A 13,109-nucleotide genomic window follows, 5' to 3' on the forward strand; every position below is an offset into this window, starting at 1 on the left:
CGAACCGGAACCTCGCTTGTTTCCCGCCATTCACAACCCCGAAACCCGCCTTTCGGTGTGACTTGCGCGACGATGGCCCGCCCGGCCTGCACCTCCCGGCCAGGGAGGCGTAGCCTTTATTTCCGCTGTCCATCACCTTGTGAAGCGGAAGAGGGCGGTTCTCGCCGTGTCGTCTCAGTCCCCCAGTAACTCGAGTCTCTCGACCGACCAAGGCGGGCAGGGTCAGAACCCTGCCGCCGCGTTCGGAGCCAATGAGTGGCTCGTCGACGAGATCTACCAGCAGTACCTCCAGGACCCGAATTCGGTCGATCGTGCCTGGTGGGACTTCTTCGCCGACTACAAGCCGGGTGCCGCCGGCGCGGCGGACAAGGACAAGGCGGCGCCCGCCGCCGCGGCCCCCACCACCGCTCCGAGCGCTCCCGCGGCAAAGGAGGCGGCACCCGCACAGGCCGCCTCCGCCGCCCCGGCGAAGCCCGCGGCCCAGCCCGCCGCCCCCGCGCAGGCCGCCCCGGCCCCGGCGGCGGCCGCTCCGGCCAAGGCCCCGGCCCCGGCGCCGAAGGCCGCGCCCGCCGCGAAGCCCGCGGCCAAGCCGGAGACCGAGGCGCCCGCCGGCCCCGAGCTCGTGACGCTGCGCGGCCCGGCCGCCGCGGTCGCGAAGAACATGAACGCCTCGCTGGAGCTGCCCACGGCCACGTCCGTGCGCGCCGTCCCGGTGAAGCTGCTGTTCGACAACCGCATCGTCATCAACAACCACCTCAAGCGCGCCCGGGGCGGGAAGATCTCCTTCACGCACCTCATCGGCTACGCGATGGTGCAGGCCATCAAGGCCATGCCGTCGATGAACTGGTCGTACGCGGAGAAGGACGGCAAGCCCACCCTGGTCAAGCCGGACCACGTCAACTTCGGTCTGGCCATCGACCTGGTGAAGCCGAACGGCGACCGCCAGCTGGTCGTCGCGGGCATCAAGAAGGCCGAGACGCTGAACTTCTTCGAGTTCTGGCAGGCCTACGAGGACATCGTCCGCCGCGCCCGCAACAACAAGCTGACGATGGACGACTTCACCGGCGTCACCGTCTCGCTGACCAACCCCGGCGGTCTCGGCACCGTCCACTCCGTGCCGCGTCTGATGCCCGGCCAGTCGGTCATCATGGGCGTCGGTTCCATGGACTACCCCGCCGAGTTCCAGGGCACCTCGCAGGACACCCTGAACAAGCTGGGCATCTCCAAGGTGATGACCCTCACGAGCACGTACGACCACCGCGTCATCCAGGGCGCCGCGTCGGGCGAGTTCCTGCGGATCGTCGCCAACCTCCTCCTGGGCGCGGAGAACTTCTACGACGAGATCTTCGAGTCGCTGCGCATCCCCTACGAGCCGGTCCGCTGGCTCAAGGACATCGACACCTCGCACGACGACGACGTCACCAAGGCCGCGCGCGTCTTCGAGCTGATCCACTCCTACCGGGTCCGCGGCCATGTCATGGCCGACACCGACCCGTTGGAGTACCGCCAGCGCAAGCACCCCGACCTGGACATCACCGAGCACGGCCTCACCCTGTGGGACCTGGAGCGCGAGTTCGCGGTCGGCGGGTTCGCCGGCAAGTCGATGATGAAGCTGCGCGACATCCTGGGCGTGCTGCGCGAGTCGTACTGCCGCACCACCGGCATCGAGTTCATGCACATCCAGGACCCGAAGCAGCGCAAGTGGCTGCAGGACCGGGTGGAGCGCCCGCACCACAAGCCGGAGCGCGAGGAGCAGCTGCGCATCCTGCGCCGGCTCAACGCGGCGGAGGCCTTCGAGACCTTCCTGCAGACCAAGTACGTCGGCCAGAAGCGCTTCTCGCTGGAGGGCGGCGAGTCCGTCATCCCGTTGCTCGACGCGGTCATCGACTCCGCGGCCGAGTCGCGCCTGGACGAGGTCGTCATCGGCATGGCCCACCGCGGCCGCCTGAACGTGCTGGCGAACATCGTCGGCAAGTCGTACGCGCAGATCTTCCGCGAGTTCGAGGGCAACCTCGACCCGAAGTCGATGCACGGCTCCGGCGACGTGAAGTACCACCTGGGCGCCGAGGGCACGTTCACCGGTCTCGACGGCGAGCAGATCAAGGTGTCGCTGGTCGCCAACCCCTCCCACCTGGAGGCCGTCGACCCGGTCCTCGAGGGTGTCGCCCGCGCCAAGCAGGACGTCATCAACAAGGGCGGCACGGACTTCACCGTCCTGCCGGTCGCCCTGCACGGCGACGCGGCCTTCGCCGGCCAGGGCGTCGTGGCCGAGACGCTGAACATGTCGCAGCTGCGCGGCTACCGCACCGGCGGCACGGTCCACATCGTCATCAACAACCAGGTCGGCTTCACCGCCGCCCCGGAGTCGTCGCGTTCGTCGATGTACGCGACCGACGTGGCCCGCATGATCGAGGCGCCGATCTTCCACGTGAACGGCGACGACCCGGAGGCCGTGGTCCGCGTCGCGCGGCTCGCCTTCGAGTTCCGCCAGGCGTTCAACAAGGACGTCGTGATCGACCTCATCTGCTACCGCCGCCGCGGTCACAACGAGGGCGACAACCCGCAGTTCACCAACCCGCAGATGTACAACCTGATCGACAAGAAGCGCTCGGTGCGCAAGCTCTACACCGAGTCGCTGATCGGTCGCGGCGACATCACGCTGGAAGAGGCCGAGCAGGCGCTCCAGGACTTCCAGGGCCAGCTGGAGAAGGTGTTCGCGGAGGTCCGCGAGGCCACCTCCGCCCCGGCCACGGTGCATGTCCCGGACACCCAGGCCGAGTTCCCGGTCGCGGTGAGCACGGCGGTCTCCCAGGAGATCGTCAAGCGGATCGCCGAGTCCCAGGTCAACATCCCGGACCACGTCAAGGTGCACCCGCGTCTGATGCCGCAGATGCAGCGCCGCGCCGCCTCCGTCGAGGACGGCACGATCGACTGGGGCATGGGCGAGACGCTGGCCATCGGCTCGCTGCTGATGGAGGGCACCCCGGTCCGGCTGTCCGGCCAGGACACCCGCCGCGGCACGTTCGGCCAGCGCCACGCGGTGCTGGTCGACCAGGAGACCGGCGAGGACTACACCCCGTTGCTCTACCTGACCGACGACCAGGCCCGGTACAACGTCTACGACTCGCTGCTCAGCGAGTACGCGGCGATGGGCTTCGAGTACGGCTACTCCCTGGCCCGCCCGGACGCGCTGGTCATGTGGGAGGCGCAGTTCGGTGACTTCGTCAACGGCGCGCAGACCGTCGTCGACGAGTTCATCTCCTCGGCCGAGCAGAAGTGGGGCCAGCACTCCGGCGTCACGCTGCTGCTGCCGCACGGGTACGAGGGCCAGGGCCCGGACCACAGCTCCGCGCGCCCCGAGCGCTTCCTGCAGCTGTGCGCGCAGAACAACATGACGGTCGCGATGCCGACCCTGCCGTCGAACTACTTCCACCTGCTGCGCTGGCAGGTCCACAACCCGCACCACAAGCCGCTCATCGTCTTCACCCCGAAGTCGATGCTGCGTCTGAAGGCGGCGGCGTCGAAGGCGGAGGAGTTCACCACCGGCGGCTTCCGCCCGGTGATCGGCGACGAGTCCGTCGACCCGGCCGCGGTCCGCAAGGTCGTCTTCACGTCCGGCAAGGTCTACTACGACCTCGACGCCGAGCGTAAGAAGCGCGGCGCGACGGACACGGCGATCATCCGCCTGGAGCGCCTGTACCCGCTGCCGGGTGCGGAGCTGCAGGCCGAGATCGCCAAGTTCCCGAACGCAGAGAAGTACCTGTGGGCCCAGGAGGAGCCGGCGAACCAGGGTGCCTGGCCGTTCATCGCGCTCAACCTGATCGACCATCTGGACCTGGCAGTCGGCGCGGACGTCCCGCACGGCGAGCGCCTGCGCCGCATCTCGCGGCCGCACTCCTCGTCCCCGGCCGTGGGCTCGAAGAAGCGCCACGAGCAGGAGCAGGAGCAGCTGGTCAACGAGGTGTTCGACGCCTGAGGCGGCTGCGCCGCCGCGTGACGCAGTACCCGGCCCGGCCCCGCGAGAAGTTCGCGGGGCCGGGCCCTCTGCATCCGGGCGGCGAACCACGCCGAGGTCGTACTGCTCGCGCACCAGGCCACCCGGCACCTGCCGGTCCGCGACGGCGCCGGCCCGCCACCGACGCGATCGGTGGCGGGCCGTTCCCGTGCGCGGGAGGGGAGCTCAGATGGGCTGGGGCTCGAAGTCCCAGAACGGCCTCTCCCCGGCGCGCATGTACCGCACCTGGGGATGGTTCTCGCCGAGCGCGTCGGCCAGCACGCGGAGCGCCTGCTCCCCGGCCTCCTCGGCCTCTCCGCCACGGCCCGTCGCCCGCAGGTCGAGGGCGAGCCCGGCCTTGAGGTTGACGGTCAGGACGTGGTCGTCGCCGACGCGGGCCACCGCCCGGGCCACGGCGTCGCGGCCGAGCTCCACCGCCCCGTCCGCGTCCCCGGCCGCGGCCCTCGCCGAGGCCGTGTTCATCGCGCAGCCCATGCTCCAGAGGTGATCGGGGCTCAGGGCGCGTTCCATCGCGGCCATGGACTCCTCGGCGATCGCGAGTGCCGCACGGTGGTCGCCCATGGTCCGAAGGATGATGCCGCAGTTGTCCCGCGCGCCGACGGCGTAGGGGTGGGCGTCGCCGAGCTGGCCCGCGTACAGGCGGGCGGTGGACTCGGCGATCCGGCGGGCCTCATCCAGCTCTCCCGCGTCCCGCAGCAGCATCGCGTAGTCGGCCGACACCAGCAGCGTCTCCGGATGCGCGGCGCCGCGGCGGGCGGTCATCCTCTCGCGGACCTTGCGCATCAGTGAGCGGGCGAACGGGAGGTTGCCGTCCCTGCGCTTGCACAGGGCCAGGTTGTGCTGGGCGAGCAACGTCTGGGAGTGCTCCCGGTCGAGCACCTGGCTGTGCAGGGCGGTGTTCCGCTCCTGGATGACCAGCGCTTCGCGGTAGCGGCCCAGGAGCCGCAGCATCCAGGCCGTGTGCAGGGCGGACAGCAGCGTGTAGGCGTTGCGGGTGCCGAGGAGCCCGACGCGGGCTTCGAGAATCTCCTGGTGCCGGGCGAGGGAGTCCTTGTAGTGGCCCTGGAGCGCGACGGCGAGGGCCAGGTTGCTGCGGAGTGCGAGCGTACGGGGCACGTTCCGGTCGCCGAGCAGCTCGACGGCCCTGGCGGTGGCCGTCTCGTAAAGGTCGCGGGCCTCGTCGTACTTGGCGAGCGCCATGAGGGTGCCGCCGAGGCCGTTCATGGCGCGGAGTATCTCGATGCCCTGGGCGCCGGGCTCGTCGGAGAGCCGGGCGAGGATGTCGCGGCCGACGTCCTCGGCCTCCGCGTAACGGCCGAGACGGCGCAGCATGTTGGCGTACTGGTGGGTGGCGACCAGGACGGTGCGGTCGGTCGGGCCGGACGCGCTGCGCCAGTGTTCGAGGGCCTTGTGGGCGATGGACCAGCCGACGGCGTACTCGCCCCGCATGCGCAGGTACTCGACGCAGTTGAGGACGAGCCGCCGCACGTCCTCGTCCGTGGACTCCAGCGCGCCCGACGACTCCAGGTGCGGGATGAGATCGGCGTAGCGCTGCCAGTGGCGGGGGGCGGCCGGCTCCCTGGGGTCGGCCGCGACGAGAACGCGGCAGGCGGTCGCCGACGCCGTGCGGCGGTCCCTGGCGGGCAGGGTGTCGCGGACGAACCGGTGGAAGAGCCGGTGCATGCGCAGGGTGCCCACGGTGAGGATGTCGTCGTGGGGGCCGGTCTCGTACTCCAGCCACATCGAGGTGGTCTCGGAGAGCGTCCGCAGGGCGGAGTTCCAGTTGCTGGGCTCGGCGACGAGGGCTGCCAGGTGCTCGGGCAGGTCGGAGGAGCGGGCCGACTGGAGCAGTTTGACCGGTACGACGTCGGCGGAGAAGTGGGCCAGCAGCTTGAGGAGTTCGTGCGTGTGCGGCGCCTCCTCGCGCAGGGTGTTGAGCGTCGTCGACCAGACCGCCTGGAAGGGCTTCGGGTCGTCGCCGGAGGGAACGACGCCGAGGACGTTGAGGTCGCCCTCCCGCAGGATCTCCAGGTACTGCCGTACGGGGATCAGCGGGTGCATCTCGAGCCAGGCCGTCATTTGGTCGATCAGCATGGGGACGTCACCGACCTCGTCGGCGAGCTCGTCGGCCTCCTCCTCCGTGATCCGCGGTGCGCGGCGGCAGGCGAAGGCGACGCTCTCCTCGCGGTCGAAGAGCGGCAGCGCGACGAGTTCCGCGCCGTGGGCGGACCAGGAGGTGCTGTGCGTGGTGATCAGGACGTGGCCGCGGCCGCGCGGCAGCAGTTCCGCGATGCTCTCGGGATCCTCGGCCCCGTCGTACACGATCAGCCAGCGCCGCCTCGACCGGGCGAGGGCCTGCTGCGCGGCCGTGATGAGGCCGCGCAGCTCGCCGCCGTCGCGGATGCCGAGCTCCGCGGCGAGGGCGGCGAAGTCCTCGCGCGCCAGGAGCGGGGTGTGCGACCGGACCCACCAGACGGTGTCGTACTCGCCCGCGTACCGGTGCGCGTACTCGCGGGCCACCTCGGTCTTGCCGATGCCGCCCGAGCCGTGCAGGGCGACGACGGCCGGGGCGTCGGCGGGTGCGTCGGCGGTCTGGGCGGCCAGCATGCGCTGCAGCTGCTCCAGCGTCTGCCGGCGGCCGGTGAACCGGCGGTTGCGGCGCTCCAGGTTGGACACGGGCGGCGGCTCGTCGGGGAACCGCAGGCCGCGGTCGAGGTCGACGCCCTCGCCCCGGTCGACCGCGACCCCGCAGGCGGCGAGCAGCCGCTGCTTGGCCTCCTCACGCCCCACGCCGTGCAGGCGGACGGGGTTCAGCTCGCGGGCGGCCTCGGGGAGCCGGTGCGCGGTGACGCTGACGGCCGTGATCTGTGCGCGGTGGGCGGGCACGACCTGGCGCAGCACGTCCGCCCAGGCGCGGTAGCGTCCGGCGTCGAACCGCAGGTACCAGTCGTCCAGGACGAGCAGGACCCTGCCCGGCGCCGCCAGCAGGTCGGTGAGCGCGCTGTCTTCCGGGGGGCGCCTGAGCGGGTCCCAGCGGACGAGGCCGGTACGGAACCCCGCGGTCTCCAGCTCTCCTTCGACCCATCTGGCCCAGGACTCGCTCTGTCCGGCGAAGACGACCGTGATGTGGTCGCTGTCCTCGGTCATGCGGGGGCTCCCTCGGCAGAGGCGTTCGACTTCGTGCGCAAGCTCTTCGATTGTGCGTCAGATTCCGCTCAGTGAGGGCCCCTTCGCGAACAGTGACGACTGTCGTCCGCGTCACGCAGCCGCCCGGCGATGTGCCGTATGAGGTGCTCGAGGTCGGCGCAGTAGACGCTGGGATGCAGGAAGCCGGTGCGCGGGGCGTACCGGTGGGCGTAGTTGCCGCCGCCGCACACACGCAGCACGGGGCAGGCGCGGCACTCGGGTGCGAGGCCCCGCTCGCCCAGCTGGCGGGCGGCGACTCCAGGGTGCCGCAGGGCTTCGTCGAAGGTGTTGCGGAACACGTCGAGTCCGGTGGCCGGGGCGCCGGCGTAGGCGGTCTTGAGGGAGTCGACCTGCTCGATGGCGCCGTCCGTGTCGACCACGATGGCCGCCATCGGGGACAGCCCGACCGACTCCGCCGTGCTGGAACTGCCGAGCAGCAGCGCCAGGATCTCGGTGAAGAGCCGGATCCTCGTCCGCATCCGGTCCGACCCCCACCACAGGTCGAAGACCTCGGCCAGCCAGCGGCCGTACGGAGCGGGCCCGGGCCGGTGACGGCCGGGCTCGGTGGACGGGAGACCGGCCGGGGGTGCGCCCCAGTGGGCGTGCGGCAGCAGGAAGTCCAGGCCGGGAGGGGCGAGGTCCAGCAGGGAGGCGTAGACCTCGGCCGGTGCGCTCGCCAGGTCGATGGTGCTGAGGATTCCGGCGTACTGGTCGCCGCGGCGGGCAAGCAGGGCGGCGGCGCGCGCCGCGGCCGGCCAGGAGGGCCGTCCGTCGTGGCCGGCCCGCCGCCGGTTGAGGTGCGGGGTGCCGCCGTCGAGGCTCAGCCCGACGCGGATGCCCTCGGCGGCGAGCCGGTCGAGCGTGCGCTCGGTCAGGAGGGTCCCGTTGGTCTGCACGGACGGGGCGACCCGGCAGCCGTCCGGTACGGCCCGGCGCACCGCCGCAGCGTAGGCGACGACCCCATCGGGGCCGTTCAGCAGGGGCTCGCCGCCGTGCAGTTCGATGCGGATGCGGTCCAGGGAGTGGGTGCTCACGTGCTCGGCGATGCGCTGCGCCGTCCGCGCCACGGTCGCGTCGGCCACTCGTGCCGGTCTGCGGCGCCAGCTGTGGTCGGGGCCGCGGTAGATGTAGCAGTAGTCGCAGGCGAGGTTGCACCGGCTGTGGACCTTCAGCACGAACTGCCGCAGCGGGACCGGCCGCAGGCCGGCGACGTCCAGGGTGCGGTGCGGCCAGTGCGGAACGGTCCGCGCGATCACGGCGCGTCCTCGTAGTACGCCACGGCGGGTGCGGCCTCCGCCGCCCGCTCCCCGAGTCCGGCGAGGACCGCGTCGAGCACGGGGTGGCCGGTGGTGCCGCCGTCGCGGGCGAAGGCGGCGAGGGTGCCGAACGCGGGCAGGGGTGTGCCGCTGTCGTCCGAGGGCGACGTCATGCGTCACCCGATTCGAGCCTGCGCACGTCCTCGCGCAGCCGTTCGGCGTCCGAGGACCGCTCGCCCCCGTGCTCGGTGAGGAGGTCGAGCGCCCTGCGGTACTCGTCGAGCGCACGGCCGGGCCCTGCGGTGAGTTCGAGCAGCTGCGCCCGTGCCTCGGTGAACCGGGCGGCGAGCTCGGGCGCGTCCGAGGAGAGCGCCGCCTCGGCCGCGTTGCGGTAGTGCGCGGCGGCCGCGGCGAGCCGGGCCGTGGATCCGGTGCGCCTGCCGAGCCGGCTCGCGACCGAGCCCCGTGCTGCGTGGGCGTTGGCCGCCACCTCGGCGGAGTCGGCACCGCGGGCTGCGGCACCGAGTATCCAGTCGGCCTCGTGGAGATCGGTGAGGGCGTCCGTCGCCTCGAACCGCAGCAAGAGGGCCATGCCCAGCAGTAGCCGCCGGTAGGCCAGCTCCGGGGCACCGGACGGCGTTTCGGCGAGGGACTGCCGCAAGAGGCGCACCGCATCGCCGATGTCACCGGCCCGGCCGGTGCGGACGCGGTCGAGCAGGGCGTTGCCGTGACTCTCCAGCCGCCCGGCGTGCAGCGGGCTGTCGGCGGGCGTCAGGCGCACCGCCTCGGCGAGGGCGTCGACGGCTCGGTCGAGGTGCCGACCGGCGCCGTCCGCCGCCTCCTGGAACCTGCGGCTCTCGATCAGCGCGATCCGCTCGGCGCAGTCGGCGAGCAGGTCGTCGCGTTCCGCACCCGACGCGTGGGCCTCGGCGACGGCACGGGCCTCGGCGAGGGCCGCCAGGGCACGCTGCCGGCCGCTCTCCTCGTCGAGTCCGGTCAGGGCCAGCTCGCACGACTCGGCCAACTCCGTCCAGCCCGCGACGACGTCCCTGGCGTCCGGGGTCCAGGGCTCCTGCGCCGCGGCCGGATCGTCCGGCGCGCCCGTGCCGCCCGCTTCGGGGAGCAGCAGCGCCAGGTCGGGCAGCGCCGCGAGCAGGTCGTCGCGGGCACGCTCGGCCGTCTCCCGCACGAGCTCCGCGGCCGCGCCGGCGCCCGCGCGGTGGCGGGCCAGGAGGGCGTGCACCCGGCCGCGGAAGTAGCGCGCGGGCACGGGGTCCGTGTCGACCACCGCGTCGAGCACCTCGACGGTCTCGGCCGTCTTCGTCTCGTACCACCGCTCCGGGTCGGCGGGCGGCGGACGGTGCAGCAGCACGGCCTGCTCGCCGAACGCGGTGGCCAGCTCCTGCAGGACCCCGATCCGGACGATCGCCGCCTCCCGGCCCTCGTCGCCCTCGGCCCGTGCCGCCTCGGCGAGGGCACGGTCGGCCGCCTCCAGCAGCACGTAGCGCAGCGCGAGGGGGTCGTCGCGCAGGCCCGCCTCCTCGACGCGGTCCCTGAACCGTACGGGCACCGTGTCGGTGTCCGGGCCCGCGGCACTCACCTCGTCGGCCGTCATCAGCAGCACGTCGGCGACGGTCCGGTGGGCGGAGCGCAGTGCGCTCGCGGCCGCCTCCGCCGCCGCGAGCGCGTCCTTGAGGTCCTCCCCGAGCCTGCGCACGTCCCAGCGCTCCAGCAGCGCGTCGGCCAGCTCGGCGTTGAGCAGCGCCCGTGCGGTGGAGCGGCGTTCGGTCCTGACGGCCCCTGCGAGCAGTTCGACTCCCCGGTCCAGGTCCCGTGCCGTGCCCTGTTCACGGAAGCGGGCCAGCCGTTCCCTGGCCCGGTCGGCGAGGTCGCCGGGCCCGGCCTGAGGTGTGCCGGCGACCGGCCGCGCGGACGTGGGCAGTGAGCGGCGCAGCACGCGGGTCGAGACCACCGCGAACTCGCGCAGCAGCGGATCGCTGTCTGCCCCGGTGGGCGGCCCGGGCCGCTCGACGGTCCCCGACAGGTAGGCCGCCGCCATCGCCGGGAAGTTCCGTACGGTGCGGCCGAAGCGGCTTTCGACGTAGCGGGACAGGTGCTTGAAGGCCAGCTCGGCGTCCCCCGGGCCGAGTTGACCGTTCAGCTCCTCCCTGACGTCGTCGTGGAAGGTGTAGGCGGGGTCACCGGTGCCGTTGTCGCTGCGTCTGAGCAGTCCCCCGAGGAGCACTTCGGCGAGGACGTCGGGACCGCTGCCCGGCAGCATGGCGCGCTGCACGAGCTGCATCACCGGCAGCTGGAGGGGTGCGGTGGACAGCCACCGGGCGAGCCGGACGGCTGCCGGAGAGGCGTGGCGGCGGAAGGCCCGCAGCCGCTCGTCGGCGGGAACGTCACCGCTTCCCGCCGCCGGGGCGGGCGCGGGGAGCGGGTCGGGGTCGACCCACCCGGCTGCGGCGCGCAGTGTCAGCTCGCCGGAGCCGGACAGCAGCCGGGCCCAGGTCTCCAGGGCCACACGGTGCGGCGCCAGCACCGGTACGGGGACCGCGTGGCGCGGCGGCCGGTCCGGCGACAGGAACTCCAGCCGCCCGGCCGGGCCCTCCGGCCTCCGCAACAAACCGGGCCAGGCGGGCAGATGGGTGTTGCGCCACATGCGCTGGGGCAGCGGCTGGACGACGGCGACCGGGCCGGCTGCGGCCCAGCGGTGCAGCAGCCGGTGCAGGGCGCCGCTGCGCCACATCGGTCCCGCGCAGTCGCTGAGCAGCAGGGTGAGCTGCTTGCCGGTGGGGTCGGCGAACTGCGCCGGCGGCCGCAGCCGCCGTGGGCCGGGCCTGAGCACGGTCGATGCCCCGGGGCTGCCGTCGGCGTGCTCGTGCAGGTAGAGCACGCGCACCTCGCGGAAAGCACCTGCCCGTTCGAAGATCTCGCGGAGTTCGTCGAGGGTCTGTTCCCAGACGATGGTGGACGACGAGACGTCCATCAGCAGCTGGGCGCGCGCCTCGCGCCGCCGCGAGGGCCGCAGCACGGGAAGGGTGAGCCCGGTTTCGGCGGCGTTGTGCGCGGTGGCCTGCTCGTCGAGGACGCGGCGCACGGGCAGGGACGGCGAACGGAACTGCTGCAGGGGGCGTAACGCGCGCTGCAGGGCCAGTGCGTCGGGCAGCGTGGGGGCGGTGGGCACCCGGACGGGCAGGCCTCCGCGCCGGTCGGCGCCGCCGGCCGTACCGACGCCGTCGGTGTGGGGTGAGCGCAGCCCCGCGCGCCCCTCGGGCGGTGCGGCGGCGTTGCCGGCGGGGCCGGGCGTGGTGGACGGCGGTTCGTGGGCGGGCGGATCGGCGGAGGTCCCGGCCGGGAGCTCCGGTGCGTCGGCCGGAGGCGCGGACCAGTGGGCGGGCCCGACCCAGCGGGCGAGCCACAGGGCGTCCGCCACCTCCTCGGCCATGGGGCCGAGATCGGCCTCCCGCAGCCGGGCGACCAGCGCCGTGAGCACGGCGCTCGCGCCGCCGGGCGCGCGGGGGGAGGCGGCCGTCATCGTCGGATCACCGCTGCTGAGGGTGCTGTTCCAGCGGGCGCATCAGGAGTCCGGCGATGCCGTCCCTGCGGCTGCCGGCCTCCCGGGCGGCGTGCTGGGTGAGGAAGATGGCGTTGAGCAACTGGTCGGTGGGACGCAGTCCGTCGCCGTCACCCTCGTTGAAGCTTTCCACGAGGTCGAGGTTGGCGTCGTGCGCCCCGTCGCCGAAGTGGGCGTGCACCAGGGCGGCGAGGCGTTCGTTGCGCGGCGGTTCCAGGTGGAGATGGATGCAGCGCCGCAACAGAGGCCGCGGGAAGTCCCGTTCGCCGTTGCTTGTCATGACGACGAACGGGAAGGCGTGACAGCGGACTCTGCCGCTGGTGACGGGCACGCTCCTGCCGTCGTCGTCGAGGACGGTCACGGTCTCCCGGCCCGCGCGCTTGGCCGCCCGCTCCAGCTCGGGGATGCGGAACTCGCCTTCCTCCAGCACGTTCAGCAGGTCGTTGGGAAGGTCGATGTCGCTCTTGTCCAGCTCGTCGATGAGCAGGACCCGCGGGCGCTCCGCGGGAAGGAGCGCGGTGCCGAGCGGGCCGAGTTTGATGTACTCGCCGATGTCGTTCTCGCCGGCGCCTCGTTCGCGGGAAAGCTGGGCGTCCTGGAGCCTACCGATCGCGTCGTACTCGTACAGCCCCTGCTTGAGCTCCGTGCGGCTGACGACCGACCACTGCAGGACGCGGCCGAGGCCGAGTTCGTGGGCGACGGCGTGCGGGAGCGTGCTCTTGCCGGAGCCCGGCTCCCCGGTCACCAGCAGCGGCCGGCGCAGGTACAGCGCGGCGTTGATGAGCTGGATCGCCTCGTCGTCCTGGACGGGGAGCAGGGGGCGTCCGCCGAGGCGCCGCCTGGTCGAGGAATCCGGCTCGGGCACGGGAAGGGGCAGCGGCTCGCCGGTGAAGGTCCGCCAGGGCGGCGGTGGCGGAAGCTCGCCGATCCTGGCCGGGGCCGGCTCGCCCTCGCCCCGGTACACCAGCCAGTCACTCATCTGTCGCTCCTCGTCGGCGCTCGGTGGCTTCCCGCGTGACGGCCGACAGGGGCTTGGACGCCCACAACGGGCCCCTGGGAATGTACCCCCGCA

The 13,109-nt window shown here is 72.8% G+C and carries 6 protein-coding genes; 1 reads left to right on the forward strand and 5 read right to left on the reverse strand.

Annotated elements, in window-relative coordinates; translation table 11 throughout:
* Window positions 1–166: 166 nt before the first annotated feature.
* Window positions 167–3,976 carry a multifunctional oxoglutarate decarboxylase/oxoglutarate dehydrogenase thiamine pyrophosphate-binding subunit/dihydrolipoyllysine-residue succinyltransferase subunit gene (locus tag ACLB9X_RS16065; protein WP_410361033.1) on the forward strand — a complete coding sequence of 1,270 codons (3,810 nt, stop codon included), beginning with the start codon at window positions 167–169 and terminating at the stop codon, window positions 3,974–3,976.
* Window positions 3,977–4,180: 204 nt separating this feature from the next.
* On the opposite strand, the gene fxsT is transcribed toward ACLB9X_RS16065, so the two are convergent.
* The 5 genes from fxsT to ACLB9X_RS16090 all read right to left on the reverse strand — a co-directional run bounded on the left by fxsT (window position 4,181) and on the right by ACLB9X_RS16090 (window position 13,016).
* The gene (gene fxsT / locus ACLB9X_RS16070) at window positions 4,181–7,162 is read right to left on the reverse strand and encodes an FxSxx-COOH system tetratricopeptide repeat protein (protein ID WP_410361034.1); all 2,982 of its coding nucleotides are present in this window, start codon (window positions 7,160–7,162) and stop codon (window positions 4,181–4,183) included.
* Between the two features lie 68 nt (window positions 7,163–7,230).
* The gene (locus ACLB9X_RS16075) at window positions 7,231–8,457 is read right to left on the reverse strand and encodes an FxsB family cyclophane-forming radical SAM/SPASM peptide maturase (protein WP_410361035.1); all 1,227 of its coding nucleotides are present in this window, start codon (window positions 8,455–8,457) and stop codon (window positions 7,231–7,233) included.
* Entirely contained in the window at window positions 8,454–8,630 is a 177-nt protein-coding gene (locus ACLB9X_RS16080; protein WP_410361036.1) for a YxD-tail cyclophane-containing RiPP peptide, read from the reverse strand. Before ACLB9X_RS16080 ends, ACLB9X_RS16075 begins: the two co-directional genes overlap by 4 nt.
* Window positions 8,627–11,998 (reverse strand): SAV_2336 N-terminal domain-related protein, encoded by a 3,372-nt coding sequence (locus ACLB9X_RS16085; RefSeq protein ID WP_410361037.1) that lies wholly within the window; start codon window positions 11,996–11,998, stop codon window positions 8,627–8,629. The genes ACLB9X_RS16080 and ACLB9X_RS16085 overlap by 4 nt, the downstream gene beginning before the upstream one ends.
* A gap of 7 nt (window positions 11,999–12,005) precedes the next feature.
* Window positions 12,006–13,016: an AAA family ATPase gene (locus tag ACLB9X_RS16090; RefSeq protein ID WP_410361038.1), complete on the reverse strand. Its 1,011-nt coding sequence runs from the start codon at window positions 13,014–13,016 to the stop codon at window positions 12,006–12,008.
* Between the last annotated feature and the right edge of the window lie 93 nt (window positions 13,017–13,109).

The organism is Streptomyces sp. 5K101 (assembly GCF_046506645.1).
GTDB lineage: Bacteria > Actinomycetota > Actinomycetes > Streptomycetales > Streptomycetaceae > Streptomyces.